The sequence below is a fragment of the Bradyrhizobium sp. A11 genome, assembly GCF_042077125.1.
GTDB lineage: Bacteria > Pseudomonadota > Alphaproteobacteria > Rhizobiales > Xanthobacteraceae > Bradyrhizobium > Bradyrhizobium japonicum_B.
In genome coordinates, this window is record NZ_CP149509.1 from 5645719 (window position 1) to 5672450 (window position 26732).

At 64.8% G+C, this 26732-nt stretch carries 23 protein-coding genes, 1 tRNA gene and 1 pseudogene; 9 read left to right on the forward strand and 16 right to left on the reverse strand.

Annotated elements, in window-relative coordinates; translation table 11 throughout:
- Positions 1 to 292: 292 nt before the first annotated feature.
- Positions 293 to 496, forward strand: coding sequence for a hypothetical protein (locus WI560_RS26530; RefSeq protein ID WP_024341740.1), 204 nt, complete (start codon positions 293 to 295; stop codon positions 494 to 496).
- Between the two features lie 602 nt (positions 497 to 1098).
- Here WI560_RS26530 and WI560_RS26535 read toward each other — a convergent pair.
- From WI560_RS26535 to fliI, 6 genes are all read right to left on the reverse strand, one after another.
- Entirely contained in the window at positions 1099 to 2322 is a 1224-nt protein-coding gene (locus WI560_RS26535) for an NAD(P)/FAD-dependent oxidoreductase (RefSeq protein ID WP_375305567.1), read from the reverse strand.
- A gap of 117 nt (positions 2323 to 2439) precedes the next feature.
- Complete coding sequence (locus tag WI560_RS26540) at positions 2440 to 3399, reverse strand: AraC family transcriptional regulator (RefSeq protein ID WP_375305568.1); 960 nt, start codon at positions 3397 to 3399, stop codon at positions 2440 to 2442.
- Positions 3400 to 3634: 235 nt separating this feature from the next.
- The gene (locus WI560_RS26545) at positions 3635 to 4696 is read right to left on the reverse strand and encodes an anti-sigma factor domain-containing protein (protein ID WP_375308916.1); all 1062 of its coding nucleotides are present in this window, start codon (positions 4694 to 4696) and stop codon (positions 3635 to 3637) included.
- Between the two features lie 206 nt (positions 4697 to 4902).
- Entirely contained in the window at positions 4903 to 5448 is a 546-nt protein-coding gene (locus WI560_RS26550; RefSeq protein WP_257178130.1) for a sigma-70 family RNA polymerase sigma factor, read from the reverse strand.
- Between the two features lie 317 nt (positions 5449 to 5765).
- The gene (gene fliJ, locus WI560_RS26555; protein ID WP_011084990.1) at positions 5766 to 6185 is read right to left on the reverse strand and encodes a flagellar export protein FliJ; all 420 of its coding nucleotides are present in this window, start codon (positions 6183 to 6185) and stop codon (positions 5766 to 5768) included.
- 121 nt (positions 6186 to 6306) lie between these two features.
- Positions 6307 to 7632 (reverse strand): flagellar protein export ATPase FliI, encoded by a 1326-nt coding sequence (gene fliI / locus WI560_RS26560; RefSeq protein ID WP_375157081.1) that lies wholly within the window; start codon positions 7630 to 7632, stop codon positions 6307 to 6309.
- Between the two features lie 469 nt (positions 7633 to 8101).
- Between fliI and ctrA the strand changes: the two genes are divergently transcribed.
- From ctrA to WI560_RS26580, 4 genes are all read left to right on the forward strand, one after another.
- The gene (gene ctrA, locus WI560_RS26565) at positions 8102 to 8803 is read left to right on the forward strand and encodes a response regulator transcription factor CtrA (RefSeq protein WP_016848562.1); all 702 of its coding nucleotides are present in this window, start codon (positions 8102 to 8104) and stop codon (positions 8801 to 8803) included.
- Between the two features lie 162 nt (positions 8804 to 8965).
- Complete coding sequence (locus tag WI560_RS26570; protein ID WP_375305569.1) at positions 8966 to 9370, forward strand: DUF350 domain-containing protein; 405 nt, start codon at positions 8966 to 8968, stop codon at positions 9368 to 9370.
- A gap of 1 nt (position 9371) precedes the next feature.
- Positions 9372 to 9758: a hypothetical protein gene (locus tag WI560_RS26575; RefSeq protein WP_375305570.1), complete on the forward strand. Its 387-nt coding sequence runs from the start codon at positions 9372 to 9374 to the stop codon at positions 9756 to 9758.
- Positions 9759 to 9761: 3 nt separating this feature from the next.
- Positions 9762 to 10922, forward strand: coding sequence for a glutathionylspermidine synthase family protein (locus tag WI560_RS26580; RefSeq protein ID WP_375305571.1), 1161 nt, complete (start codon positions 9762 to 9764; stop codon positions 10920 to 10922).
- Positions 10923 to 10977: 55 nt separating this feature from the next.
- Here WI560_RS26580 and WI560_RS26585 read toward each other — a convergent pair whose 3' ends face one another.
- The 6 genes from WI560_RS26585 to chpT all read right to left on the reverse strand — a co-directional run bounded on the left by WI560_RS26585 (position 10978) and on the right by chpT (position 17714).
- Entirely contained in the window at positions 10978 to 11850 is an 873-nt protein-coding gene (locus tag WI560_RS26585) for a CheR family methyltransferase (protein WP_375305572.1), read from the reverse strand.
- Positions 11847 to 13037, reverse strand: a complete 1191-nt coding sequence (locus WI560_RS26590) for a chemotaxis response regulator protein-glutamate methylesterase (RefSeq protein WP_375305573.1) — start codon at positions 13035 to 13037, stop codon at positions 11847 to 11849. Before WI560_RS26590 ends, WI560_RS26585 begins: the two co-directional genes overlap by 4 nt.
- Before the next feature lie 75 nt (positions 13038 to 13112).
- Positions 13113 to 13478, reverse strand: a complete 366-nt coding sequence (locus WI560_RS26595) for a PleD family two-component system response regulator (protein WP_007600538.1) — start codon at positions 13476 to 13478, stop codon at positions 13113 to 13115.
- Positions 13479 to 13550: 72 nt separating this feature from the next.
- Positions 13551 to 14024, reverse strand: coding sequence for a chemotaxis protein CheW (locus WI560_RS26600; protein ID WP_375157088.1), 474 nt, complete (start codon positions 14022 to 14024; stop codon positions 13551 to 13553).
- A gap of 24 nt (positions 14025 to 14048) precedes the next feature.
- Complete coding sequence (locus WI560_RS26605; RefSeq protein WP_375305574.1) at positions 14049 to 16865, reverse strand: chemotaxis protein CheW; 2817 nt, start codon at positions 16863 to 16865, stop codon at positions 14049 to 14051.
- A 195-nt stretch (positions 16866 to 17060) separates the two neighbouring features.
- Positions 17061 to 17714, reverse strand: a complete 654-nt coding sequence (gene chpT / locus WI560_RS26610; protein WP_028134580.1) for a histidine phosphotransferase ChpT — start codon at positions 17712 to 17714, stop codon at positions 17061 to 17063.
- Between the two features lie 202 nt (positions 17715 to 17916).
- Here chpT and cysQ point away from each other — a divergent pair, with 202 nt between their 5' ends.
- On the forward strand, positions 17917 to 18741 hold the full coding sequence (cysQ, locus tag WI560_RS26615; RefSeq protein ID WP_375305575.1) for a 3'(2'),5'-bisphosphate nucleotidase CysQ: 825 nt from the start codon (positions 17917 to 17919) through the stop codon (positions 18739 to 18741).
- Here cysQ and WI560_RS26620 read toward each other — a convergent pair.
- Positions 18735 to 19220, reverse strand: coding sequence for a YHS domain-containing (seleno)protein (locus WI560_RS26620; protein ID WP_257178138.1), 486 nt, complete (start codon positions 19218 to 19220; stop codon positions 18735 to 18737). The genes cysQ and WI560_RS26620 overlap by 7 nt on opposite strands.
- Positions 19221 to 19359: 139 nt before the next feature.
- Here WI560_RS26620 and WI560_RS26625 point away from each other — a divergent pair, with 139 nt between their 5' ends.
- The 3 genes from WI560_RS26625 to WI560_RS26635 all read left to right on the forward strand — a co-directional run bounded on the left by WI560_RS26625 (position 19360) and on the right by WI560_RS26635 (position 21612).
- Positions 19360 to 19965 (forward strand): DUF1134 domain-containing protein, encoded by a 606-nt coding sequence (locus tag WI560_RS26625; protein WP_028134577.1) that lies wholly within the window; start codon positions 19360 to 19362, stop codon positions 19963 to 19965.
- Between the two features lie 120 nt (positions 19966 to 20085).
- Positions 20086 to 21378 (forward strand): hypothetical protein, encoded by a 1293-nt coding sequence (locus tag WI560_RS26630; RefSeq protein WP_375305576.1) that lies wholly within the window; start codon positions 20086 to 20088, stop codon positions 21376 to 21378.
- A gap of 159 nt (positions 21379 to 21537) precedes the next feature.
- Positions 21538 to 21612 (forward strand) — tRNA-Val (locus tag WI560_RS26635).
- A 65-nt stretch (positions 21613 to 21677) separates the two neighbouring features.
- On the opposite strand, the gene WI560_RS26640 is transcribed toward WI560_RS26635, so the two are convergent.
- The 3 genes and pseudogenes from WI560_RS26640 to WI560_RS26650 all read right to left on the reverse strand — a co-directional run bounded on the left by WI560_RS26640 (position 21678) and on the right by WI560_RS26650 (position 26639).
- Positions 21678 to 22517 carry a universal stress protein gene (locus WI560_RS26640; protein WP_375305577.1) on the reverse strand — a complete coding sequence of 280 codons (840 nt, stop codon included), beginning with the start codon at positions 22515 to 22517 and terminating at the stop codon, positions 21678 to 21680.
- Between the two features lie 98 nt (positions 22518 to 22615).
- On the reverse strand, positions 22616 to 23005 hold the full coding sequence (locus tag WI560_RS26645) for a response regulator (protein ID WP_126259238.1): 390 nt from the start codon (positions 23003 to 23005) through the stop codon (positions 22616 to 22618).
- Positions 23002 to 26639 (reverse strand): annotated as a pseudogene (locus tag WI560_RS26650) (GAF domain-containing protein). The gene WI560_RS26645 and the pseudogene WI560_RS26650 overlap by 4 nt, the downstream one beginning before the upstream one ends.
- Positions 26640 to 26732 lie beyond the last annotated feature (93 nt).

Sequence of the window (26732 nt, forward strand, 5' to 3'; positions counted from 1 at the left end):
TTGTCTTAAGAAGCCGTGTGTTTTTCGGCACAGGCAAATGGTTTTTGAGTTCTGGTGCCTTGTCGACCAGCTGTCGAAAAGGCGCCTGACCGGCACATTACAGCTTTGAAATAATTGCAAAAAATGCACGATCAGGGGTCGCTTTCGATCGCGACTTCTCACGTCCTGTCACGCTCTTGTGATGGCCTCTTGGGAACGAATCCCCCCAATACTAGGTTGTTGGGCACCGGAAGCATGAACCTGCCCAAACACGCAGGCGACTACTTCGGGTAGATGGCGGCAGGAGCCTTCCATGAACCACTCGATTTACAGCGCAGATCGCTCGACCCACTTGAAGATCGTGGTCGTTGCCCTCGTTGCCGGCATCGCCGTTGCGGGGCTTGGCATTACTGCGCGCGCGACGAGCTCGGACGAAGGCCTCACCCAGACTGCACGCGTCATGAAGGCCGGCAAGCCGGTGACCATCACCAGCGCGAACACGTCGCTCGTTCGCTAAGGAGAACACGAGTTTTTTGAATTCACGCGGCTCTTTATCAGCCCCCCAAAGTCGCCACGTGGATATGTAGACGACCCCAACCCCAAGTCGACTACAGAAAGCGCCCGCCCCCCACGGGCGCTTTCTCATGTCTGGGGTCGCGATTGCTTCTGGTTGCATCCGCCTCAAGCTCGGCACGGCGCACCCCATGACGGAGCGTGTGGGGACGTCAATGCATGAATCGCGTGTTCCGGACGCGCTGCAACGCGCAAGCGTTGCTGCGCAGAGCCGGGACCCAGTGAGCCGCAGCGCTCACTGCTGCATGGGCCCCGGCTCTGCAGCGCACCGCCGAGGAGGGCGCTGCGCAGCGTCCGGGGCACGAGAGTGGTGAATGATTCATACGTCATTTCCGAAATTCGGTAAAGCGGAATATTTTCGGTGACGCGGATTGACCGAGGGCTTGTGTGTTTGCCCGTCGGGCAACGCAAGGCCTTGTAGGGTTGTAGCGCGGATGAGCGAAGCGACGTCCGGGATTCGCGAGTGCCAGCTCGCAATGAGGGAGCAACTTGCGCTTCCCGCCAAGCTCCAACCTGCACACCGCGGGCCGGCAGCTCACAGATTGGCTAGTGCGACCACGCTCCATAAGTGGGTGGCGGCGCCTGCACGGTCGGAGCTGCCGCCGCGAACAGGTCGTCCTTGTTGCCGGTGAGCGGCGGATAGATGCGCTTACGATTGATGATCTCCTTGGTCGCCTTCGCGGCTGCGCCGGTCGACCTCACGTCGCGATCCCAACCTTCGGTATAGAGGGCGCCCCAGCCGCCGAGATCGAGCACGGTCACGTACCAGTCAATCCGCAGCGACAGCATCGGCAAGCCCGTGAGATCGGCGACAACATTGTGGCCGGCGAAGCGGCCCATGGGACGCGCGAACTGGCAGGACATCACGGTCGGATGCAGCCCGTCGACCACGCTCGAAGCGACGTCGCCGGCCGCGAACACGCCGCCGACATTCGAAACCCGCATGAAGGGATCGACCAGGAGGCGTCCGAGCCGGTCGCGTGCATCCGGAAAACTTGCCGCCAGGGGGCTCGCACGCATCCCGGCACACCAGATCACCGTCTGAGCCGGAATAAACTCGCCCGAGCTCAAGCGAATGCCGGCCGACTCGACCGATACGACGCGCACACCGAGACGCATCTCGACGTCGAGCGCGGCCAACGCCGTCTCGATGACGGGACGCGCCGCCGCGCCGATGCTGGCGCCGACCGCTGGATTGGGATCGACCAGGATGACACGGGGGCTGCCGCCAAGTCCCGCACGGGCCAGCCTGTCGGGCATCTCGGCCGCCACCTCGATGCCGGTAAAGCCGGCGCCGACCACCACGACGGTCGAATACCCCTGCGACGGCGCGCTGCGGCCTAGCCGGGCGAGATGGTCCTCGAGGCGGAGCGCCGCAGCGTAGCTATCGACATCGAACGCGTGCTCCGCGAGTCCGGGAGTGTCGGGACGCATCACCTCGCTGCCGAGCGCCAGCACGAGACGGTCATAGACCAGCTTCTCATCGCCGCTGCTTGTGACCAGCGAAATTTCGCGCCGTACTGGATCGATGGCCTCGACCTCGCCGATCCCGTGACTGACGCCGACGGGATCGAGCAGTTTCGATAGCGGTATCGCGACCTCGCTGAGATCGACCTCGTAATTGCGCACACGAATGTTGTGATAAGCATTGCGATCGATCAAGCAGATCTCGATATCGCGGCCGGCGCCGATCTCGTCGCGCTTGCGCGCGGCACCGATGGCCGCCCACAGGCCTGCAAATCCAGCGCCGAGCACGACAATACGCGCCATGTCCGTGGACCGTGCTTTCCAAAGAAAATCCTGCGGTCTGCCCGCCGAGCCCGATATAGCTCATTCGGCCGGATCGACCAACCGTGCTAGCGCCGCGCCGCTGCGGAAAACCGCAGCTTACCTCTCGCGCAATTCCGACGGCGTCGCGCCGAAGCGCTTGCGGAAGGCGCGGTTGAAATAGGACAGATCGGCGAAGCCCGAGGAATGCGCGATGTCGCTGATCTTGCGCGCCCTGGCGCGGGGATCGCCGAGCAGCTTGCGTGCCTGCAGCAGACGCTGCTCCAGCACGAATTCGGTGAAGGTCGTGCCGGCCTGCTCGAACAGACGTTGCGCCTGACGCGGGCTGAGCCCCGAGCGCGTCGCGACCTCGGACAGGCACAGATCGTTGCGGCCGAGCGCGGCCATCACGTCGGCACGCATCAGGTCGAGCCGCGCCGCCGCGTGGCCGCGGCCGCGCGCGAGACTCGCGTGCTCGGCATCGGTGCCGAGCAGGAGGCCGACGAGATCGACCATGTGCTGCGCGGTCAGGCGCTGGCCCACCGCGTCGAGATGCGGCGCGTGATTGGCGGCGAGCGCATGGTAGCGGAAGATGGTCTCGGCGACCGCTCCGTCGGAGAGCACTTGCGACAGCTTGCCCTCGGCGCGCGGATTGATGTCGAGCAGCGCGCGGCGCGGCATGCGGATGGTGGTGAAGCGGTTTTCGTCGGTGTGCCCGACGGTGCCGGTGATGCTCATGTCGACGAGCACCATCTGGGCGGGGGCAAGCTCGACGGTGTGGCCGTTCTGCCCGACGCGGACGCGGCCGGCATGGGCGGCGATCAGGACGAGGTCGTCGCTGCCGTCGGCGAGATGGCTCTGGGTGCGGGAATATTGCGCGGAGGCGCCTTCGGGAATGACGAGCGTGATGTTGTCGACCACGCTGACCTGGAGCCGGCAATCGATGCTGTCGCCATGGCTCGGTCCGATGTCGAGGCCGCAGGGACCGACGGCCCGCTCGCGCCAATGCTCGAACGCCGCACCCTGCGGCAGTCCCGTATATTGGTGAACGACGATGCCCGGCGTTTTCGCTGCATCCATTTGATCTCTAGCCCCTCTTTCGGCTCCGCGATCGGCGGCGCCGACTGCAATTTCCGGAAATTTGACGCCACGGATTGCGGCGAGGTTCAAATCGGGGGCCGATTCAGGGGGGCTTGTCGGGATGCGACGGCGGGATGGACGCTGGCGACAGGGATCTTGTTGCCCGCACGGAGCGCAAGCGAAATGCGGGACGGCGGCCCCGGATTACGCTTGCGCTCCATCCGGGCTACGGCACCTATTTCTTCGCGGGCGCCTGCGGCTGGGACGGCGGCACGGTCTCGATCAGCTTGCCGGAAAACACCGGGGCTGAGGTCGGCCGGCCGTCGGGTGAGCCGCCGGCCTGCTCGACGGTGACGGCGTAGGTCGCGCCGTTGACGATCTCGGCATCATAGGAGGCGAGCAGCGGACGCGCGGTGAAATCGCCGGAGCCGATCACGCCGAGCGAGCGCGGGCGCGGCAGCTTGTCGGAGATCAGCCAGAGCTCGAAGCTCTTGCCGGGCTCCGGCGCCGCGCCGACCTTGCGCACCGTGAAATTCCGCGTCGCGCCGTCGACGGTGAGAATGAAGGCCGGACCGCCGGCCTGGCCCTGCAACAGCGCGACATATTGCGCGGACGCGGCGAGCGGCGCGGCGGGTGTCTTCACTTCCACGGTCTGGATACGCGGTGCGGGACGCAAGCCGTTCGGCAGCGCGTCGGGCAGGAAGATCTGGAGCGACAGCGTCACGAGCAGCGCCGCCGCGAGCGCACCGGCGACGGATGCGATGGAGCGCCAGCGCTTGATGCGACCCTCGAGACGAATCACGTTGCCATCGTCGACGACCGCCGCCTGCGGCGCGCGCGCGACGGCAAGATCCGGGGCATGGACCTGCGGGATGAATTGCGGCGCGACGTCGGCAAGCGTGTCCGGCTCCGGACGCGGCATCTCCGGCGGCGCGGCCTCGGCCTGCGACCCCGCCGGTGTCGGCGAAGCCTCCGTCGCCGGCTCTGCCGCCCCCGCAGCGGGCAGCTCCCGTGCAGGCGGAGGTGGCGGCGGCGAAGCTTCCGCAAGCGCGGGCGGCTGCTGCGCCTGCGACGACCGCACGATCTCGGCCCTGATGTTCTCCCACACGATCGGCCGCGGCTCGATCGAGCCGACCATCTGGTTGAGACCGCCGAGCCGGAAGGACCAGGCCTGCACGATCGCGGCGAACGCCTCGTCCACCGCCATCATGGTCTCGACCTGCGCACGCTCGTCGGCATCGAGCGTGCCGAGCGCATATTCCGCGGCGAGCGCGATATGGTCCTCGGTATAGGCCATCACGTTCCCTCACCTCTCCCGAAGGGAGAGGTCGATTTGCCCCGGGCGATGCGCAGCATCGTCCCGAGCAAATCGGGTGAGGGGTTCAGGTCGCACGAGAGAGCACAGCCCCTCACCCGGATTGCATCTTGCGATGCAATCCGACCTCTCCCTATGGGAGAGGTGAAGCAAGAGCTCTGCACGATCTTTTGCACTCTCATCATCCTCTATAGTCCGAGGCACTCCCGGATATCCAACATGCTGCGCCGGAGCCACGTCTTCACCGTGTTGACGGGGGCTGCGAATTTCTCCGCCAATTGCTCGCGGCTCCAGCCGTTGTAATAGGCGAGAAGCACGAGCCGCTGACGGTCCGGCTCGAGCCGGCCGATGCATTCCAGGAGCCGCTTCAGCTCTTCGGTCATCTCCCGGCGCGCCAGCGGGTCGGGACTGTCGGCCGCAACCTCCATCGCCTGAGGCTCTTCCTCGATGGAGGTTTCCGACTTCTTGCGGACGACGTCGATCGCACCGTTGCGCGCGATCGAGGCCATCCACGTGATCGGCGACGACAGCGCCGGATTGAACCGGCCGGCGCCGTTCCAGATCTTGACGTAGGTCTCCTGAATGACCTCCTCTGCGAGATCCTGCCGGCGCAAGATACGGAGCACGACGCCATAGAGTTTCGCGCGCGTGGCGGCGTAGAGGCGCTCGAACGCGGCCTGATCGCCCTTCGCCACCGCCTCGATCAACCCGACCAGCTCTGCTGGCGTCAGCATTCAGCCCCCTGACACACGGCCTGCCGCTTGCCGTCACCTCTCCCCGATGGGGAGAGGTCGATTTGCCCAGCAAATCGGGTGAGGGGGCGCAGGGCCAACGGGAGACCGTCACCCCTCACCCGGCGCTCCGCGCCGACCTCTCCCAAGGGAGAGGTGGGCACCGCCGTCGCTGGCACAGCATTCATCCCCATCACCATAGCGCGCGGCCAAGCCGACCACCAAGGGGCGCGGCGCCACGCTGTGGACAGCACATGCGAAAACCCGGACCTTGCGGGTCCGGGTTCTGCGGATTTCTTGGTAGCCTTGCTTGTCGGCCGTCAGGCGACGGCGCCGATGCGGGCGCGCATCAGGCCGATGCTGTCGAGGTCGGCCTGCTCGCGGGCATTCTCTTCGGCGCGCTCGCGGGCCTGGTCGCGCTCGTCGAGCAGCTCGACCTTCTTCAGCTCCTCGAAGGCCTCGGCCAGCGCGGCCTTGGCTTCGTCGAGCTGGCCCTTGAGCTCGTCGGCCGAGCGGGTCAGGTTCTCGCGGCGCTGGATCGCGGCCTTGGCGTAGGTCGGGTAGGCGAAGTGCGAGGGATCGTTGATCCCGGCGCGCTCCTGCTCGGTCTGGATCTCGCGCTCGAGATCGACCGACATCCGCTGGAAATCGGCGATCATGGTCTCGATCTGGGTGACCCGGCGGCGCTTCTCGTCGACCTGAAACTTCTTCAGGCGAATGAGGGTATCTCGTGACTTCATCGACTCGTACTCCCCAGAAGTCCCCCCGCTGCACGTGGGACGATACCGGTCACCCCACGGGCCCGATGGAGGCCCAGACCGGCTCTACTACTCTGTGGGATCGGATGATGACCGGACAAAGTTAGCGTTCCGTTTCCAAATTACCGAGGATTTGCGCCAACTGGCGGTAGCCGTCCGCAAGCGAGGCATTTTCGTCCTTGCGCTGGCGCAGGAAGGCCTCCAGCGGCTCGTGCAGGCGGATCGCCTCGTCGACTTCCGGGCTGGAGCCGGCCCGGTAGGCGCCGAGCCGGATCAATTCCTCCATGTCGGCATAGGTCGCCATCACCTGGCGCGCCCGCTGGATCACGGGCCAGAATTGCGGATCGGCCGATTTCGGCATGGTCCGGGAGACGGATTTGAGGATGTTGATCGCGGGATAGCGGCCGCGCTCGGCGATCGAGCGCTGCATCACGATGTGGCCGTCCAGGATGCCGCGCACGGCGTCCGCGATCGGCTCGTTGTGATCGTCGCCGTCGACCAGCACCGTGAAGATCGCGGTGATGGCGCCCTCCCCCAGGCCCGGGCCGGCGCGCTCCAGAAGCTTCGGCAGCTCGGTGAAGACGGTCGGCGTGTAGCCCTTGGCCGTCGGCGGCTCGCCGGCGGACAGGCCGATTTCGCGCTGGGCCATGGCAAAGCGCGTCACCGAGTCCATCAGGCACAGCACGTCCTTGTTCTCGTCGCGAAAATATTCGGCGACCGCGAGCGTCAGATACGCCGCCTGGCGCCGCATCAGCGCCGGCTCGTCGGAGGTCGCGACCACCACGACGGAGCGCGCCAGGCCCTCCTCGCCAAGGTCGTCCTGCAAGAACTCCTGCACCTCGCGGCCGCGTTCGCCGATCAGCCCGATGACGCTGACATCGGCGTCGACGTTGCGGGCGAGCATCGACAGCAGCACCGACTTGCCGACGCCGGAACCGGCGAAGATGCCCATGCGCTGGCCGCGGCAGCAGGTGAGGAAGGTGTTCATCGCGCGCACGCCGAGATCGAGCGGGCTGCCTACGCGCTTGCGCGAATGCGCCGGCGGCGGCGTGTTGCGGAACGGCATCGGCGAGGCACCTTGCGGCAGCGGTCCCTTGCCGTCGATCGGCTCGCCCAGCGCGTTGACGACGCGGCCGAGCCAGGCCGACGAGGGCCGCACCAGATTGGCGGCATTGGCGATGACGGCCTTGCAGCCGCGGCGCACGCCGTCGAGGCCGGCGAACGGCATCACGACAGCATTGTTGCCGGAGAAGCCGATCACCTCGCAAGGAATCGAACGGTTGGCGCCGGTCTCGATCACCAGCCGCGCGCCGACCGACATGGCGTGAATAGGACCGGCCACCTCGACCATCAGGCCGCGGACGCCGACCACGCGGCCGTAGATATTGATGCCGTCGATGTCGCCGATCTGTTCGGCAAGAGCCTTCATCGGGAAGCCTTCATCAGGAGCGCGCGTTCAATATGAGGGCCTTCATGTAATGGGTCGCCTTCGCGAATTCCCGGCCGCCGCAGCGATCCCCGGGACTTCACGGAGGAAACCTTAAGTTTCGCCATATTTCTGAACGCCGCTTAACTTCGTGTTTACCCGCATCATTAATCATTGCGTCACTGTCTTTGTGACTGAGCGTGACTCCCCTTCAGAAGAAGGCTGAGTCGCGGGAGTCGGTTAGGCCCGTCTCTTAAAGTGGAACTTGAACGGAGCTGGGTGACGAAAGCTGCTTCACCGCAAGACCTTAGGGCGATTCGACAAAAATTGCACCCGAGGGACTTGCGTTCCAGAATCAGGATTTGTTAACCATCTGTTGTCAGGATCCGAATCAGTTGTTCAAAGGCGTTTTGTTGAGTGCCGCGAATGCGGCCGACCTGACGCCCAGGAGCGGCGACTATGGGGAACTGGCATGCGCGTTTTGCTGATTGAAGATGACAGCGCCGTCGCGCAGTCGATCGAGCTGATGTTGAAGTCGGAGAGCTTCAACGTCTACACGACCGATTTGGGGGAAGAAGGCGTCGATCTCGGTAAATTATACGATTACGACATTATCCTTCTCGACCTCAACCTGCCCGACATGTCCGGATACGACGTGCTCAAGCAGCTCCGGGTCTCCAAGATCAAGACACCGATTCTGATCCTCTCCGGCCTCGCCGGCATCGAGGACAAGGTCAAGGGTCTCGGCGTCGGCGCCGACGACTACATGACCAAGCCCTTCCACAAGGACGAGCTGGTGGCCCGCATCCATGCCATCGTGCGCCGCTCCAAGGGCCATGCCCAGTCGGTCATCCAGACCGGCGACCTCGTCGTCAACCTCGACACCAAGACGGTGGAAGTCGGCGGCCAGCGCGTGCATCTGACCGGCAAGGAATACCAGATGCTGGAGCTGCTTTCGCTCCGCAAGGGCACCACCCTCACCAAGGAAATGTTCCTCAACCACCTCTACGGCGGCATGGACGAGCCGGAGCTGAAGATCATCGACGTCTTCATCTGCAAGCTCCGCAAGAAGCTGGCCAACGCCTCCGAGGGCCGCAACTTCATCGAGACCGTGTGGGGCCGCGGCTACGTGCTGCGCGAGCCGCACGAGGCCGACGAGCGCATCCCCGCCTGACCTTTTGAGTTACGTCGCGAGCCCTTAGGGCTCGCTCCTCCCAGCCTGGACCCCGCCGCAAATGGCGGGGTTTTGTTTTTGGGCATCGCTTCATCCCTCGCTTAACGTTTGAACCGCTATCCTTCCCCGGCCGACGAATGGTCGCTGCACGACGGGGGAACGATGATCCTGCAATCACTGGCCGGCCTGCCCGCCTTCCTGGTCTATTTCTGCACCGGGCTGATCGCGATCGTTGCGTATCTGTTCGTCTATACCCGTATCACCGCGCACAACGAATTCCAGCTCATCCGCGACAACCAGCCGGCTGCGGCGATCGCGCTCGGACTCAGCCTGCTCGGCTTCGTCGCGCCGCTGGTCAGCGCCATCGCGCATTCGGCCAACGTGCTGGACTGCCTGATCTGGGCGACCATCGCGCTGATCGTGCAGGTGATCGTGTTCTATCTCGTCAAGGTTCCGGTGCCGAACCTGTCGACGCGTATCGATGCCGGCGAGCTCGCGCCTGCGATCTGGCTCGGCCTGGCCTCGCTCGCCGCCGGCCTCCTCAACGCCGCCAGCATGATCTACTGACATGGCCGACCCACCCGTCACAATCAAGTTCGGCAAGCGCCGGCCGGTCCCCGAGCCAGCGCCGCAAAAGGCGCAGACGAAACGCTCCGGCCATGTCGCCCTGCTGGTGATGGGCACGATCGCGGTCGGCACCACCGCCTACACCTTGATGCCGCGGCAAAACTGCGAGCCGACCCCTGGCGCCGTGCCGGGGCAGACCACCACGACATGCAGCAGCAGCAGTTCGTCGGGCAGTGGCAGCAGCTCGCGCTGGTCGTCGCGATCGAGCTTGTTCAGCAGCGATTCGTCGTCCCATTCATCGTCGGCGACCTCGTCCGATTCCGGCCACAGCAGCGTGAGCCGCGGTGGCTTCGGCTCGTTCGGCCACGGCTTCTCCGGCGGCGGTTGATCCATGCAGCGGATCACTTGCCTCGAGCGCGACGACTGGCGAGAGACCGCAGCAAAATGCGGCTTCGTCTTCCACACCATCGACGGCGAACGCTATTGGGACGAACGTGCCTATTACGGCTTCACGCTCGACGAGATCGAGCGCGGTATCGAAACGCCGACCGGCGAGATCGAGACGATGTGCCTCGAGCTTGCCGGCCGCGTCATCGGCGACGAGCGCCATTTGCGGCGTTTGCAGATACCGGACGCGTTCTGGAGCCTGATCGCCGAAAGCTGGCGGCGCGACGATCACAGCCTCTATGGCCGTCTCGATCTGAAATATGACGGCAAAGGTCCGGCAAAGCTGCTCGAATACAACGCGGACACGCCGACCTCGATCTTCGAGGCCGCGGTGTTTCAATGGACCTGGCTCGAACAGGCGATCGAACGCCGCGTCATCCCCTCCCGTGCCGATCAGTTCAATTCCATCCATGAGCGATTGATCGCGGCGTGGAAGGAGATTGCTGCCGGGCGCCATCTCCATCTCGCCGGCATCACCGACAACGCAGAGGACGCCGGCACGCTCGCTTATCTCGAGGACACCGCCCGCCAGGCCGGGCTCCCGACAAGGCTGCTCGACATCGAGGAGATCGGCTGGCGCGACGAGGGCGGCGGCTTCGTCGATCTCGACGAGAACGACATCGCGCTCGCCTTCAAGCTCTATCCCTGGGAGTGGATGTTCCACGATTCCTTCGGCGCCAAGCTGAAGGATGCGCCGACGCGCTGGATCGAGCCGCCGTGGAAGGCGGTGCTCTCGAACAAGGGCATTCTGCCGCTGCTGTGGGAGATGTTTCCGAACCATCCCAACCTGCTGCCGGCATTCTTCGAGGATGATCCGCGCGCCGCCGAACTCGGCACGTCCTATGTGCGCAAGCCGCTGCTGTCGCGCGAAGGCGCCAACGTCACCCTGGTGTCCGGCGGGATGCCGCTCGACGAGCAGGCAGGCCCCTACGGCGCCGAGGGTTTCGTGCGCCAGGCGCTGGCACCGCTGCCGAATTTCTCAGGCTTCTATCCGGTGGTGGGAAGCTGGCTGGTGAATCACGAGCCGTGCGGCTTGTCGATCCGCGAGGACGAGAGCCCGATCACGGGCAACCGCTCGCGGTTTCTGCCGCATGCGATTTTGTGAATTGTCATTCCGGGGCGCTCGCGAAGCGAGTGAGCCCGGAATGACGAGGAGAAGATCACTTCGCCGCGGCGAGCTTCAGCGGCTGCGGCATCAATCCGCCCATCGGGCGGCCGGAGCGGGCGGGATTGAGCTGGTAGAGACCGCGGCGGTCCGCGATGGGGCGGAATGCATCGGTGATGCCGACGACGGATTCGGCGGCCCCCAGCAGCAGCGTGCCGTCGGCCTCCAGGGCCTTCGCCATCCGCTCGAAGATCACGGCCTTGGTGTCCTGGTCGAAATAGATCAGCACGTTGCGGCAGAAGATCACGTCGAACGTGCCGAGATGAGAGAAGTCCTGCAGCAGATTGAGCTGGCGGAACTGCACCATGGCGCGAATGTCGGCATTGAGCTGCCAGAGCTCACCGGTCTGCTTGAAATATTTGACCAGCATCTGGATCGGCAGGCCGCGCTGCACCTCGAACTGGCTGTAGACGCCGGCCTTCGACTTCTCCAGCACCTCCTGCGACAGGTCGGTGGCGACGATCTCGATGCGCCAGCCGGCGAGAGCCGCGCCCATCTCCTTCACGCACATCGCGATCGAATAGGGCTCCTGCCCGGTCGAGGACGCCGCCGACCAGATGCGCAGGCTCTTGCGCGCCGCGCGCGCCTGGATCAGACCCGGCAGGATGGTGTCGCGTAAGTGATCGAACGGGATCTTGTCGCGGTAGAAGAACGTCTCGTTGGTGGTCATGGCTTCGACCACGTCGGTCGCAAGCCGGCCGTCGCCGTTCCTGATCTTCAGCACCAGATCGGGAATGCCGGGAAGGCTCGCCTTGCGCGCCAGCGGCAAGAGCCGGCTCTCGACCAGATATTGCTTGTCGGGCGAGAGATCGAGGCCGGAGCGCTCTTTCAGGAACTTGCGCAGATAGTCGTAATCGACAGGCGTCACGAGCGGTCTCCCGCGAACAGGCGGTTGACCTTGGCGCCGATCTGGTTGAGCGGCAGGATGGCCGCGCAGATGCCGGCATTGGCCGCCGCACCGGGCATGCCCCAGACCACGCTGGAGGCTTCGTCCTGCGCGATGACGCTGCCGCCGGCGGCAACGATGTCCTTGCCGCCGCGCATGCCGTCCGACCCCATGCCCGTCAGGATCACGGAGAGAATGTTGCCGTGCCAGATGTCGATGGCGGAGATGAAGAGCGGGTCGACCGCGGGCTTGCAGAAATTGACCGCGGGGCCGTCGTCGAGCGCGATCACGGTGTCCGCGCCGTTGCGTGCGACGCGCATGTGCTTGCCACCGGGCGCAAGATAGATCCGTCCGGGCTTCACCGGCTCGCCGTCGACCGCCTCGGCTGCCGGCCGGCGGCTCGAACGCGCCAGATGCTCGGCGAGAATGGTCGTGAAGGTCGGCGGCATGTGCTGGGTGATCAGCACCGGGAAGCGGTCGATCACCGGGCCGAGCTCGGTGACGAGCGCCATCAGCGCCTGCGGACCGCCGGTCGATGAGCCGATCAGCAGCACCTTGGGGGCCTGATTGGAGAACGGGCGAAGCGCCAGCGATCCCGACGGCGCGGCCGGCACGGTCGCAGCCGGCGCGGCGGGCCGGGCAACGGGACCGCGCGGGGCCGGAGCCGGGCTCGCGGGCGCCAGCGGCGGGCTCGCAACTGCGGACTTGCGCCGCAGCCGCGCGCCGAGATGACGGATCTTCTGGATCAGGTCGTGATGAAAGATGTCCGCGGCCGATGCCTCGCGGGTCGATTCCGGCTTTGGGATGTAGTCGGCCGCACCGAGCGACAGCGCCTTGAAGCTGATTTCCGCGTTGCGGCGGGTCAGCGTCGAGGCCATGATGATGACCAGATCGCGCTTCTTCGCCAGCAGTCTCGGCAGCGCCGAAATGCCGTCGAGCTCGGGCATTTCGATGTCGAGCACCGCGACGTCAGGGTTGATGCGTTCGATCTGGTTGACCGCCTCGAGCCCGGTCCGAAGCGAGGCTGCGACCTCCATGTCGTGCTCGGCTCCGACCCAGCGCGAGATCAGACCGCGGATGACGACGGAATCGTCGACGATCATCACCCGCAGCGGCCCCGCTTCGCGCGAGCCGGTCGTGGTCGAATTACCTGCGAACGCAACACTCATTACTCACCAACTCAGACTGAAAGGAGACAGTTGAAAACAGGCGCCGGAGGATCCGGTCGGCCACCGGCGGATCGCTCAGATAAGGCCGACTTCCTGGAATTTCGCCGTGACGATATCCTTGTCGAACGGCTTCATGATGTATTCGTTGGCGCCGGCATGCAGCGCGCGCGCGATATGCGCGACGTCGTTCTCGGTGGTGCAGAACACCACCTTGGGCTGGTCGCCGCCGGGCATCCGCCTGAGATGGCCGAGAAACTCGTAACCGTCCATCACCGGCATGTTCCAGTCGAGCAGCACCGCGTCGGGCAAGCCGCGCTTGCAGGCTTCCAGCGCCTTCTCACCGTCCTCGGCTTCGAGGATCTGGAAGTCGAGGCCCTCCAGGATGCGGCGCGCAACCTTGCGGATGACGCTGGAATCATCAACGACGAGACAAGTGCGCATGTGAACCTCTGCTTCCTCCCCCCGTTGGGGGGCACTTCCAATTGCAGGTCCGTCGGCAGTGAGGCCGCGGTATCAGGCCGCCATCATCTCGGGCGCGAGCTCGAGGACGCGATCGACGTCGAGGACGACCATGAGCTGTCCGTCGAGGCGGTGGACGCCGCCGGCGAGCTTGGCCATGCGGGGATCGAGGTTGACGGGGTTCTCTTCCATGCCGGCCTCGGGCAGGCGCAGCACCTCGCCGATCTGGTCGATCAGAAGGCCGTAGGATTCGCCGCGCAGATCGACGCCGACCGCCATCGGCACCTTGCCGTCCTCGGGCTGCGGCAGGCCGAGACGGGCGCGCATGTCGACCACGGTGACGATGCGGCCGCGCAGATTGAGCACGCCGGCGATCTCGCGCGAGGACAGCGGCACGCGGGTGACGCGCTCGGGCATGAACACGTCCTGGACGCGGGAGATCGGCAGGCCGAACAGCTGGCCGCCGATCATCGCGGTGACGTATTCGACCATGGCGCCTTCGCTGGACTGCATCTTGTTGTTGGCCATAAGCCTGTCTCCTGATCCCCTGGGTTACGCTGCGGCCCGGCTCAGCTCGGAGGCGCCGGCGGCGCCCGCGGTCTGCTCCTTCAGCGCCGCGATCAGGCCGGGACGGTCGAACTTGGCGACATAATCGTGGAAGCCGGCCTGGCGGCCGCGCTCGATCGCCGCCGGCGACACCAGCGCGGAGAGGCCGATGATCGGCATCGAACCGAGATTGTTGTCGGCGCGGATGGTCTCGGCAAACTCGAACCCGTTCATGTCGGGCATCTCGATGTCGGTCAGCACCACGTCGAAGCTCTGGGCCCGCAGCGCGGCCAGGCCCTCCTGCGCGGTCGGCGCGGTGCGGACGCGGTAGCCGGCCGCCTTCAGCACCGGGGCCAGCATGTTGCGGAAGAACGCGCTGTCGTCGACCAGCAGCACCGACTGCGAGTGCAGCGACGGCTTCATCTCCTTGCGGGTGAACCAGTCGGAGAACGCCATCGGGAGGAAGTGGCCGACGTCGATCACCTCGGTGGCCTGGCCCTTGATCACGGCCGAGCCCAGGATGCCGGAGGAGGAGCCGCCGACCTCGATGTTGAGGCGTTCCTCGACGATGTCGATGATCTCGTCGACGACGAGGCCCATGGAGCGGCCGTCGTCGGCGAACACCAGGATCGGCTGGGCGCCCTGGCTGGCGATGGTGACGCCTTCCATGGCCACGAGCGGCATCAGCTGCTCGCGGTACTGCACCATGTAGCGGCCGTTGGAGAACTCGATCTTGTCGGCGGGCAGCTCTTCCAGCCGAGTGACCAGGCCGAGCGGGACCGCCTTGGGCTGCGAGGAGCCGGCGCGGAACACGAGCAGCGAAGTGGTCTGCTCGCCCGAGCCGATGTGATGGGCGCCGTTCTCGTCGCCCATGTCATGGGCCGAGGAGCCGGCGGCGCCGAGCGCCTTGGCAATGCCGTTGGGGTCGATGATCATGATGACGGCGCCATCGCCCAGGATGGTGTTGCCGGAGAACATGTCGATGTGACGCAGTTTGGTCGACATCGGCTTGACCACGATTTCTTCGGTGTGGAACACGCCGTCGACGACGATGCCGAAGGTCTGGCTGCCCACTTGAGTGACCACGATGAAGCCGTTCTCGGGATCGGAGGCCGCGCCGTCGTCGATCTTCAAGAGCTTCTTGAGGTGGATCAGCGGCAGCAGCTTGTTGCGCAGGCGCAGCACCGCGGTGTCCTTGATCCGCTCGATGCGGTGCTCGGAGTTGGCGCGGGCCCGCACCAGCTCGACCACCGAGAGCTGCGGGATGGCGAAGCGGTCGCCGGCGGCTTCCACGATCAAAGCGGAGACGATGGCGAGCGTCAGCGGGATCTTGATGGTGACCGAGCTTCCCTCGCCGGCCACGCTCTTGATGTCGATGGTGCCGCCGATCTGGTCGATATTGGTGCGCACCACGTCCATGCCGACGCCGCGGCCCGAGACCGAGGTGATGGCGGCCGCGGTGGAGAAGCCCGGAGCGAAGATGAACTTGTGGATCTGGGCCTCGCTCATCTTCTCGAGCTCGACCTCGGTGACGAGACCGCTAGAGATCGCCTTGGCCTTGATCTTCTCGGTGTTCAGGCCTCTTCCGTTGTCGGCGATGCAGATGATGATGTGGCCGCCCTCGTGATAGGCGGACAGGCGAATGGTGCCCTGCTCGCCCTTGCCGGCGGCCAGGCGCTCGGCGGGGGTCTCCAGGCCATGATCGGCGGAGTTGCGCACCATGTGGGTGAGCGGGTCCTTGATCAGATCGAGCACCTGGCGGTCGAGCTCGGTGTCGGCGCCGTGCATCTCCAGTTCGATCTGCTTGCCGAGTTCGGATGAGAGGTCGCGGACGATGCGGGGCAGCTTCTGCCAGGCATTGCCGATCGGCTGCATGCGCGTCTTCATGACGCCTTCCTGCAGCTCGGCGGTGACGTTGGACAGGCGCTGCAGCGGCACCTTGAACTCGGTGTCCTCGTTGCGGCGGGAGATCTCCAGCAGCTGGTTGCGGGTCAGGACCAGCTCGGAGACCATGGTCATCAAATGCTCCAGCGTATCCACGTTGACGCGGATCGACTGGTTGGCGATGCGGTCGCCTTCAGAGGCGCCCTCGTCGGCCATCGACTTCTTCGGCGCGGCCTTCTCCCTGGCGGGTTTTGCGTCCTTGGCGGCCGGTGCTTCGGGAGCAACCTCGGGCTTCACCTCGGGCTTCACCTCGGCCTTGGCAACCGGCGCGGGCACCGGCGCTTCGATCGCGGTCTCGCGGAAGGCGCGCTCGAGCTCGTCGAGCGAGACTTCGCCCGGACGCAGCGGACGCTCCAGGGTCTGGTCGATCAGCGTGCCCGTGGCCATCTCCTTGGCGGGTGCGGCAGCCGGGGCTTCCGGCACCAGCGGCGGGGCGTCGGCGACGGGTGCGGGAGCAGCAGCGCCTGCCGCGATCGGCGAAGCCGACGCTGACATGGCGGCCATGCCCTGCTCGACCATGGCTTCCAGCTGGTCGATGAGATCGCGGTCGTTACCCTCGGGCTCGGCCTCGGTGGCTTCGAGCCCTGCGAGGATCTCCTTGATGCGGTCGATCGAGGACAGGATCACCGTCACGGCCTCGGCCGTCACCGGCATGCCGTCACGGAATTTGCCCATCAGGGTCTCGCCGGCATGGGCCAGCGCTTCCAGCCGCGGCAGCCCGAGGAAGCCGCAGGTGCCCTTGATGGTGTGGACCAGGCGGAAGATGTTATCCAGGATCTTGGCGTTGTTCGGCTCCTGCTCGAACTTCACCAATTGATTGTCCACGGTGTCCAGGCTCTCGCTGGTCTCCGTCAAAAACTCCCGCAACAGATCATCCATGAAAACAGGCCTTCATAAGGAAGGGCGCGCACGAGGTGTGATGCGCCATTTCGGAATGATGCCAGCTTCACCGCAAAGCGTTTAATATTGGTTGAGTATGTGCAAAAGAACGGAACCAACAAAGAGATAAGGCGCTCCGGACAAGCCGAAGCGCCTCGTAAAGATTTGCTTAAGAGGCCGGGCGCGACGCGCCGTTTACGAAGCGGTAACGGTGATGGCTTCGCCTTCCGGCGCGAGCTTCACGGTGAGCCCGCAGGCCTGCGCCAGCAGCCGCGTATAATAAGGCTGGATCGCGTGCGCATCGGCGGCCGGCCCGCGCTCGCCGCTCAGCAGCTCGGAGATGTTCTGCGGCAGGCGCGCGTTATGACCGGTCGCGGTGATGCGAAAGCTCATCGTCTCGCCCTCGCCGATCGGGTCGATCGTCAGCATGCCGCCGCGCGGGATCGTGTGCTGGGCGACGACCAGCATGTTGAGCAGCAGCTTGACGCGGTTCTTCGGCAGGAGGAGCCGCGGCAGATTCCAGGTGATCGAGCACTTGCCGTCCTCGATGTGGCCTTTCGCCATGGTCTGGGCATCGCCGAGATCGATCTGCGCGCCGGAGGAGCCGGCCGCGCCGAAGGCAAGACGGCAGAACTGGAGCCGGGCCGAGGCGGTCTTGGCGCTCTTGCGGATCAGGTCGAGCGCGAACTCCCGGTCTTCGGGCTTGGGATCGTCGTCGAGCACCTCGAGCCCGTTGACGATGGCGCCGACGGGGCTGATGAGATCGTGGCAGACCCGCGAGCACAGCAGCGCGGCGAGTTCGAGCATATCGGGAGCAGTAGCGGTCGCGGGCGACGAGGCGTCAGACATATAAAGGGGTCCTGGAGGGTTCCTGGAATTGCACGGCGCTGGACGCCGCGAATCACGCATGCTTGACGGATGCTGCGGGTTCTAACATTCGCCAGCCCGCGGCAGCTAGCTTGCGATCGGGTCGAGGCGGACATAAGCCCCATCAATCGATCGGGCCGAATCAGTCCAGAAGGAACGAATTGCCGATGATTGAGGCATCCAGGTGAAGCGGATCATCGACGGCGCGGCCGCCTCCGGGCTGATGGAGCCGCTGACGGCGCTGGTCGTGAAGGCGGGCGAGGCGATCCTGTCGGTCAACCGCGCGGCGATGCGGGTCGAGGGCAAGCAGGATGGTTCGCCCGTGACCGAGGCCGACCTCGCCGCCGACCGCATCATTGCCGAGGGCCTGGCACAGCTCGCAGGCGACGTCCCGACGCTCTCGGAAGAGCGGGCCCAGCTCGCCTCGCCGCCGTTCGAGGCCAGCTTCTTCCTGATCGATCCGCTCGACGGCACCAAGGAGTTCGTCGCCGGTCGCGACGAGTTCACCGTCAACCTCGCCCTGGTGACGTCAGGCGTGCCGGTGCTCGGCATCGTCAGCGCGCCCGCGCTCGGCGTGCTCTGGCGCGGCATCGTCGGCCGCGGCGCCGAGCGCGTAAGGTTTGACGGCCCGACCATCGGCGCGGCCGAGCCGATCCACACCCGCAAGCTGCCGGCACGGGGCGAGCCCTGGATCGCAGCGGTGAGCCGCTCGCATGGCGATCCCAGGAGCGAGGCCTTCATCGATGGCAGGCCCAACGCCGTGCGCAAGACCTGCGGCTCGGCGGTGAAATTCGGCCGGATCGCGGAAGGCAGCGCCGACATCTACCCCCGCTTCGGGCCCACCTGTGAATGGGACGTCGGGGCCGGTGCTGCGGTCGTGACCGCGGCCGGCGGCAGGGTGACCGACGGCCAAGGCGGCGAGCTGCGCTTCGGTGCGCGGCAGGCGCGCGGCTTCATCATCCCGGAATTCATCGCCTGGGGCGATCCACAGGCGGTAGGCCGCTACTGACCAAGCTGTTCCAGAAGCGCCGGCCAGCGCTTGCCGACCTCATAGAGGAACCGTTCGGGATTGGCGGCGAAGGCGTCGCGATTGGCTTCCCGGCTGAACAGATACAGCCGCTGCGCCGCGATCGCGAAGAAACGGGGATTGCCGGCGATGGTGACGCCGCGGGCGATATCGGCGGGATCGTAGCCGCCGAATTGCGGTCCATAGATTTCGGGATGGGCCAGGAAGGAGGCGCGGTTGCCCTCGTTGCGGAAGCGCCAGACCGCGCCCCACAGGTTCGCCTCGAACTCCGCCGTGCCCTGCACCGCCTGGCCATCGACGAAATAGGCCACGGGGTCGAAGCCTTCGATGGCGACGCCGGTGAAGCGGTTGACGACGACTCGCTCGGTGGTGGCGGCCTCGGCCGGCAAGCCGGAGCCGGCAATCCATATGCCCGACAGCAGGCAGACGAGAAGCCCGATCAAGGCGATTCCGGGGCGCAAAGGGCTATCTTCCTGCCGTTGTGCCGTCATAGTTGCTACGGATAACATCCGAGTCGAGGGGACATCCGGCGCAACCTAGAGCCATGCCTGTTGGCGTCAGGTTAAGGAAGCGACCGGATTCGGTACCAGGGGTTCTTTCATGACTTTCGCATCACGCCTTGCTGCGCTCGCGCTTGCCGCGATGGTCGGCTGGATCGTGCCGGCTTCGGCCCAGACGGCGCCGCCGCCGGACTTGCCGCCGCCGCAGCGGACCCCGACGCCCAGCACCTACGGACCGGACGAGCTCGTCACGGCCGGCCACCGCTTCTTCGGCAACGTCTCGCGCGGGCTCGCCTCGATCATCGAGAAGGCGGTCAGCCAATGGGGCCTGCCCAACGGCTACATCCTGGGTGAGGAAGGTTCCGGCGCGTTCGTCGCCGGGCTGCGCTACGGCGAAGGCACGCTCTACACCAAGAACGCCGGGGATCTGCGCGTCTACTGGCAGGGCCCCTCGCTCGGCTTCGACTGGGGCGGCGACGGCGCGCGCACCATGACGCTGGTCTACAACCTGCCCGCCACCAACGCGATCTACCAGCGCTTCGCCGGCCTCGACGGCTCGGCCTATATCATCGGCGGCTTCGGCATGACGGCGCTCACCGCCAACAACATCGTGCTGGTGCCGATCCGCTCTGGGCTCGGCCTGCGGCTCGGCGCCAATATCGGCTATCTCAAATACACCCCGCGGGCGACCTGGAACCCGTTCTAGGTCCTTCTGCTCCCATCCGGTTACGGATCAAGGTTAACGACAGGCCGGGGCTGGCTTTCTGCCGGCGCCCCATGGCATGGTCGTTGGTGAATTTTTCCTTAAGCTTGGGAGTTCTGCCCCATGGTCGAGCCGATCATGTACCTGGCGATCGGTTTCCTGCTGTCGATGCTGTGCGGGCTCGCCATCGTGCCGCTGGTGCATAACCGCGCCGTGCGCCTGACCACGCGCCGGCTGGAAGCCGCCACGCCGCTGTCGATGGCGGAGATCCAGGCCGACAAGGACCAGCTCCGCGCCGAATTCGCCATGTCGGCGCGGCGGCTGGAGATGAGCGTCGACCAGCTCAAGAACAAGACCACGAGCCAGCTCGCCGAGCTCGGCAAGAAGAGCGACGCCATCAACCGCATGAAGATCGAGCTCGGCGAGAAGAACGCCACGATCTTCGCGCTCGAGGCGCGCGAGAAAGCGGTGAAGGAGCAGCTCCGCGCCACCGAGGAGGAATTCAACACCAAGACCGCAGCCTTGCGCGAAGCCGAGATCGCGCTGGCCGACAAGCAGGCCGAGCTCGCCAGGATCAACTCTGAACTCTCCGATCGCTCGATGATGGCGGAGAGCCGCCAGGTCGAGCTGCTCGCCGTGCGCGCGCAGATCGAGGAATTGAAGAACCGCGTCGGCGACGCCGAGAAGGAATTTGCCGCCACCCAGGCGCGCCTCGCGCAGGAGCGCACCGAATCCGAGACCGCCTCGCGCGAACTCGGCGAGGCGCGTGGCCGGGTCGAGAATCTCAGCCAGCGCGTCACCGAGCTCGACCGCCAGCTGCTGTTGCAGGTCAAGGAAGCCGAGATGCTGTCCGGCCGCGTCACCGATCTCGAAGGCCGCCTCGCCACGCAGGGCAAGCTGCTCGCCGAGCGCGAGTACGAGAACAACCAGCTGCGCCAGGCCAACGAAGCAGCCGAGCGCACCATCAAGGACCTGCGCGTCGACATCGCCGGGTTGAGCAGCGCGAAGTCGTCGGCCGCCGTCGAGACCCTGCGCGCGGAAAAGACCGCGCTCGAGGCGCAGCTCCGCACCGCGCGCGAGGAGCGCGCCAAGCTCCAGCGCGATGTCAACGCGATCCAGCAGCAGGCGGAGAGCTCCTGGGCGACCGAGCGCATGGAGAATGCGCTGTTGCGCGAGCGCATCAACGACATCGCCGCCGAGGTGGCCAAGCTCGCGATGCAGCTCGAAGGCCCTAACTCGCCGATCGAGGCGCTGCTGGCGGCCGAGGCCGGCCAGCCGCCGAAGCCGGCGCCGCGCCCGGCCAACGACGCCGCGACCAACGGCACGCCGAGCCTGCCCGAAGGCGGCGGAACGCTGGCCGAGCGGATCCGGGCGCTGCAGGCCCACGCCTCCCGCGCCCGCCAGCAGGGCGCGTAAGCGGCCCAAATCGCGCCTCGGTGGCACGTCAGGTGACCGGGGCAAGGTTTTCCGGCCCCGCGGCACCTGGAAACTTGACACCTCAAGCCCGCACTTCTAAATCGCGGGCTCCGATGCGCCGGCCGGCCGATAAGGTCCGGCCGTCTGCATGATGGTCCCGGGCGCATAGCTCAGCGGGAGAGCGTTCCCTTCACACGGGAGAGGTCCAAGGTTCGATCCCTTGTGCGCCCACCATCCATCCCCTGCCCTCCTGCCGAATTCATCTTGCTCCGCCGGGCAAAACAGAGCCGCTTACCGCTCTAATGAGCCATCAGGACCGGCAGATCCGCGTGTTCCATGATGTAGCTGGTCGCCCCGCCGAATATCATTTGCCGCAGCCGAGTGCGGGTGAAAGCGCCCTTGATCAGGAGATCGCAGCCCCTGGTCCTGGCGGCATCGAGGACCGCCTCGCCGGTATCGCGATTCCCCAGTTCGACCCTTATGGCCTCGGCTGCAATGTCATTGTAGCGCAGTTGCTCGACGATCCGATCGGCAGATGGTCCTGTTACCTCCTGGCCGCCAATGACAGTTAGAACCGATACCCTTTTCGCCAAGCGAAGCAGCGGCATGGCAAAGGCGTTTGCCCGCGCTTGCTCGGTACTACCATTCCAGTGGATCATGATGTTTGTCGCGACGCTTGGCGGTGCATTCAACGGCGCCAGCAGGACCGGCCTGCCGCTCTCAAACAGCGCGGATTCGATCGCGCGACGGTGAAGGCCCGCAGCATCGACGTCAGACCGTGCCATCACGATCAGATCGAAAGCGCGCCCATAATTTCCGACAAAGTCTTCGCCCTCGGGCGCGTTCTCCAGCCAGCCGAAGCATGGCCGACCTGAACCCGCACTGGCTCGAGGAATGTCGTGCTTCAGCATGAATGCTTCGAAGGAGTTGCGCATGTCATTCAATTCGGCCTCGCTCTTCGCCTCAAACGAATCCAGGAGGATGCCGGTGGCCAATTCTGAGGCCACATATGGCGGGATGCTGAATCGCAGCGGAAAGCCTTCGATATAGGCGCCAGTACGTCGCGCGAGGCCTACGACGACATTGAGCGTGGATGTCATCATCGGAATATTTTGAAGCGGGACCAAGAGCGTCTTCATTTTCAACCTCCCGGTGTTTTCGGTGAACATCGAAGTCAGATGAGCTGCGCTATTCCAACTTGCGAGACATTCCGGTTTGTCATCGACCACAAGAATGGTCAGGCGGCCTGCTCAAGCCTTGTGTCTATCTCCTGGCGCAGCGCCGCGAAGTCGATTGGTTTGGTCATCAGATCGGTTGCGCCGTTCGCCAGCGCCTTGCGCCTGGTCTCGGCGTCGCCGTAGGCCGTGATCATGATGACCGGCACATCGGGGCGAACCGAACGCACGATGGGCAACATCTCCAGCCCGCTCATTCCGGGCATGTTGATGTCGGACAGGATCAGAATCAGGGTGGCATCCTCCATCTCGACCGCGCGCTCCAGGGCCGCGGGCGCGCTAGACGCGAACTCCATGAGAAAGCGGCCGGCGCGCAAATCGCGGCGAAACTGCTGGCGAAACAAGGCCTCGACGTCCGGCTCGTCGTCGACGACCAATATGTAGACGCTCAACTTCTGCCTCCGGTTCGCGATGGTGCAGCCAGCGTACGTGGCAGCGTAATGATGAACTCGGTATAATCGCCGGGCTCGGTATCGACCTCGATGCTGCCGCCGTGCTGCTTCACGATGATGTCGTGACAAATTGAAAGGCCGAGGCCGGTGCCTTCGCCTGCGGGCTTGGTCGTGAAGAATGGATTGAATATCTTCTCTCTCACGTCGGCCGGGATGCCGGCGCCATTGTCGCGAATCCGGATTTCAACGGAGCCGCCCAGATTTGTGGTCGTCGCGCGCAGCCTTGGCTCGAAGCCGTCGCCGGTGGCGCTTTTTTGTTTGCTCGCCGCGTAGAATCCATTGGAAACGAGATTGAGGACCACCCGCGTGATTTCCTGCGGATACAGCTCGAGCGCCCCTGCGGATGGATCGAGATTCCTTTCAAGCGTGATATTGAAGCCTGCTTTTTCAGCGCGCGCGCCGTGATAAGCAAGGTTGAGACTCTCCTCGACGATGGCGTTGATATCGGCCGAGCGGCGCTCGCCTGCCCCCTCGCGAGAGTGCAGAAGCATATTCTTGACAATGGAATCGGCGCGCGTTCCGTGCTGCACGATCTTCTCCAGATTGCCCTGCAGCAGGTGTATCAGCGCGTCGATGTCCTGCCTTGCTGCCTCGCCAAACGTGGCTGAGCGCAGCCCGTCGCGGAGCTCGTCGATCAGCTCGGAGGACAGCGCAGCGAAATTGTTGATGAAGTTGAGCGGGTTCTTGATTTCATGTGCAATGCCGGCGGTAAGCTGCCCGAGCGAGGCAAGCTTCTCGGTGTTGACCAACCGATCCTGCGCATTTCGAAGTTCCTCGAGCGACTGTGACAATTCCCTTGTGCGCTCGCGCAGTTCATTCAGCAGGCGTGCATTCTCGATTGCTATCACGCCCTGGTGCGCGAAATTGGATACGAGTTCGATCTGCTTGTCGGTGAAGGGCTTAACTTCCTGCCGGAAGATCGTGATGGTGCCGATCAGCTCATCTTCCTTGAGCATTGGCACGATGACGAGCGTCCTTGCACCGGCCAGATCGGCGAGCGCGCGAACGTTCGGGTTGCCTTCGACGTAGGGCGGCTGAGTCCTGATATCGTCGATATGAACCGTCTGATGAGTTTTCTCGACGGTGCCGAGCCCGCTTGCCGGGTGCGGGCGAATTTTCTGGGATAGCCGGGTGTCAATATAAGCCTGTGGCGCGTTATGCAGCGCCACCGTGCGGAAGCCGCCGTCCTCGTAGAGATTCATGGTGCCGAAACCTGCGCCGCAAATGCGGGTCGCATTCTCCAGCATCTTGTCGAAGACCGGGGTCAAGGCGCCCGATGAAGCGCTTATGATCTCCAGCACCTCCGACGTTGCCGTCTGTCGCTCCAGCAATTCGTTCAGCTGCTCGAACAGACGCACGTTGCCGATGGCGATGACTGCCTGGTCTGCAAAGGTCTGAAGCAGGTTGATCTGCTTCTCGCCGAACGGGCGCACCTCCGTACGGCGTAGCACGATCGCCCCCATGCTCTCGCCTTCTCGCCGAACGGGCGCACCTCCGTACGGCGTAGCACGATCGCCCCCATGCTCTCGCCTTCTCGCAAAAGCGGCACGCTCAGGACGGTCCGAACGCTGGAGCGAAGCGCATATTCTCGTCCCGTCGGGAATTCCTCCCCTTCAGGCCCGAGCAGGTCGTGCACATGAACTGTGCGGCGATCGATAATGGCCCGGCCGGTGGGCGATTCCGCACTGATCGATCGTCGGCTCCACACCACGGGAACTTGGCCATGGTGCGCCTGGATAACGAGATCGTCGCCGTCCCTCAGAACGACCAGCGCATCATAGGCCTCGCAAAGTCCGCATGCGCTTTCCACAATGGCCTTGAGCACCGGACCGACCTCGGTCGGCGAGGACGCGATGACGCGCAGGATATCGGCGCTGCCGGTCTGGTACATCAGCGCCTCGGACAGATCCCGCGTCCTGGTCTGCAATTGTTCCAGGAGCCGCACATTCTCGATGGCAATCACGGCCTGGTCGGCAAACGTGGTGACGAGCTCGAGCTGCTTTTCCGTGAAGGGCTGCACGCGCTTGCGGGCGATCACGATCGCGCCGATCGGCTCATTCTCGCGCAGGAGAGGAACACCGAGCGCGGTGCGCTGACCGGCCATGGTGATCGACGCCTGCAGGCCGTATTCAGGATCGGCAGCGACGTCGAGGATCTGCACCGGACGGCGTTCCAGCACGGCCCGACCTGTGACCGTGCTCCGTCCGGGGAAAATCGGGTGAACCCGCAGAAACTCGATGTATTCCTTGGAGAACCCTACCGCTGCTCCGGCCTGATATTCATCGCCCTCGCGGCGCATGATGAACGCCATCTCCGCTTCGCACAGCCGCGCCGCCGAATCGACCAGCGTATCGAGCACGGTTTGCAGGTCGAAGGTCGAGCGGCTGATCACCTTCAGTACATCGGCCGTGGCCGTTTGCTGCTGAAGCGATTCGGCGAGATCGCGCGTCTTCGCCTGGACCTCATCGAATAGCCGGACATTCTCGATCGCGATCACGGCCTGATCGGCGAAAGTGGAGACCAGGTCGATCTGCTTGTCCGTGAACGAGTTCACGGTCTTACGGCCCAGGAACAGCACGCCGATCGTTTCCCCGGACCGAAGCAGGGGCACGCCCAGGAGGGTGCGATAACCGCCGGCCCTCTGCTGCTCGGGATAGGCATATTCGGGATCGACCAGGACATCCTGAATCTGGACGGCTTTGCCGCATAGCAGCACACGCCCAACGACGCTGCCGCGTCCAGCACTAAGCCGAATGCCCGCCGAGACTTCGGCCCACTCGGGCGAGAAATTGTATCGCGTTGCATGACAGTAGGCGCCGTCGGCGTCCTGCCGGACGATGGCCGCCATGTCGGCACCACTGAGCCACGCCGCTGATTCTGTCAGCGTGTCGAGCACCGGCTGCAAGTCAAACGCGGAGCGGCTGATGACCTTCAAGACATCGGCGGTCGCGGTCTGCTGCTGCAGCGATTCCCGCAAGTCGTCGGTACGCGCCTGCACCTCATTGAACAGCCGCGTATTCTCAATGGCGATAACGGCCTGGTCGGCGAAGGTCTGCAGAAGTTGCACATGATGCGGAGCGAAAGTACCGGGCTCGGTCCGCGTTACGCTGATCATGCCGATCACCACGCCGCCGGTCGCGAGCGGAACGAACAACATGCTGCGAAAGCCGCGGGCGCGAGCGATGAATTTAATTTCGTTCGTCAGCGCTTCAGTGTCGGGAGTCGGTACCACCTTACCCGCCTGGACATCTGCAAAACTTTCAAACTCGGCAATTGACCTCGGAAACATGTTCTTTAAGGCCTCGTCGGCGGCAGAATTCGTCGGCGTGAATGCCGCCAAATGGGCCGTGCCGTCGATGAAGCGGAATACGGTGGTCGAAAATCCGCCAAGCAAGGCATTGGCCTGCCTCGCAATTGCATCGAATACCGGCTTCACCTCCGATGGCGAACTGGCGATGATCTTGAGGATGTCCGCAGTGGCGCTCTCGCGATCTTGTGCGGCGCGCAATTCGGCCTGGAGCCGCGCATTCTCCTGCTGCAAATCCGTCACCACGTCCTGAGGAAGCGCGGCCATGATGAAAATCCACATCGCCGGCCGTTCGCGGCCGACGTCAAAATTAAATCAAGAAAGCGTCGGGAATTATTCCACCATCAGGTGCTTCCGACC

Coding starts and splice junctions, on each gene's coding strand:
- WI560_RS26530 (WP_024341740.1), top strand. CDS start 293: ATGAACCACTCGATTTACAGCGCAGATCGCTCGACCCACTTGAAGATC.
- WI560_RS26535 (WP_375305567.1), bottom strand. CDS start 2,322: ATGGCGCGTATTGTCGTGCTCGGCGCTGGATTTGCAGGCCTGTGGGCG.
- WI560_RS26540 (WP_375305568.1), bottom strand. CDS start 3,399: ATGGATGCAGCGAAAACGCCGGGCATCGTCGTTCACCAATATACGGGA.
- WI560_RS26545 (WP_375308916.1), bottom strand. CDS start 4,696: ATGGCCTATACCGAGGACCATATCGCGCTCGCCGCGGAATATGCGCTC.
- WI560_RS26550 (WP_257178130.1), bottom strand. CDS start 5,448: ATGCTGACGCCAGCAGAGCTGGTCGGGTTGATCGAGGCGGTGGCGAAG.
- fliJ (WP_011084990.1), bottom strand. CDS start 6,185: ATGAAGTCACGAGATACCCTCATTCGCCTGAAGAAGTTTCAGGTCGAC.
- fliI (WP_375157081.1), bottom strand. CDS start 7,632: ATGAAGGCTCTTGCCGAACAGATCGGCGACATCGACGGCATCAATATC.
- ctrA (WP_016848562.1), top strand. CDS start 8,102: ATGCGCGTTTTGCTGATTGAAGATGACAGCGCCGTCGCGCAGTCGATC.
- WI560_RS26570 (WP_375305569.1), top strand. CDS start 8,966: ATGATCCTGCAATCACTGGCCGGCCTGCCCGCCTTCCTGGTCTATTTC.
- WI560_RS26575 (WP_375305570.1), top strand. CDS start 9,372: ATGGCCGACCCACCCGTCACAATCAAGTTCGGCAAGCGCCGGCCGGTC.
- WI560_RS26580 (WP_375305571.1), top strand. CDS start 9,762: ATGCAGCGGATCACTTGCCTCGAGCGCGACGACTGGCGAGAGACCGCA.
- WI560_RS26590 (WP_375305573.1), bottom strand. CDS start 13,037: ATGAGTGTTGCGTTCGCAGGTAATTCGACCACGACCGGCTCGCGCGAA.
- WI560_RS26595 (WP_007600538.1), bottom strand. CDS start 13,478: ATGCGCACTTGTCTCGTCGTTGATGATTCCAGCGTCATCCGCAAGGTT.
- WI560_RS26600 (WP_375157088.1), bottom strand. CDS start 14,024: ATGGCCAACAACAAGATGCAGTCCAGCGAAGGCGCCATGGTCGAATAC.
- WI560_RS26605 (WP_375305574.1), bottom strand. CDS start 16,865: ATGGATGATCTGTTGCGGGAGTTTTTGACGGAGACCAGCGAGAGCCTG.
- chpT (WP_028134580.1), bottom strand. CDS start 17,714: ATGTCTGACGCCTCGTCGCCCGCGACCGCTACTGCTCCCGATATGCTC.
- WI560_RS26625 (WP_028134577.1), top strand. CDS start 19,360: ATGACTTTCGCATCACGCCTTGCTGCGCTCGCGCTTGCCGCGATGGTC.
- WI560_RS26630 (WP_375305576.1), top strand. CDS start 20,086: ATGGTCGAGCCGATCATGTACCTGGCGATCGGTTTCCTGCTGTCGATG.
- WI560_RS26640 (WP_375305577.1), bottom strand. CDS start 22,517: ATGAAGACGCTCTTGGTCCCGCTTCAAAATATTCCGATGATGACATCC.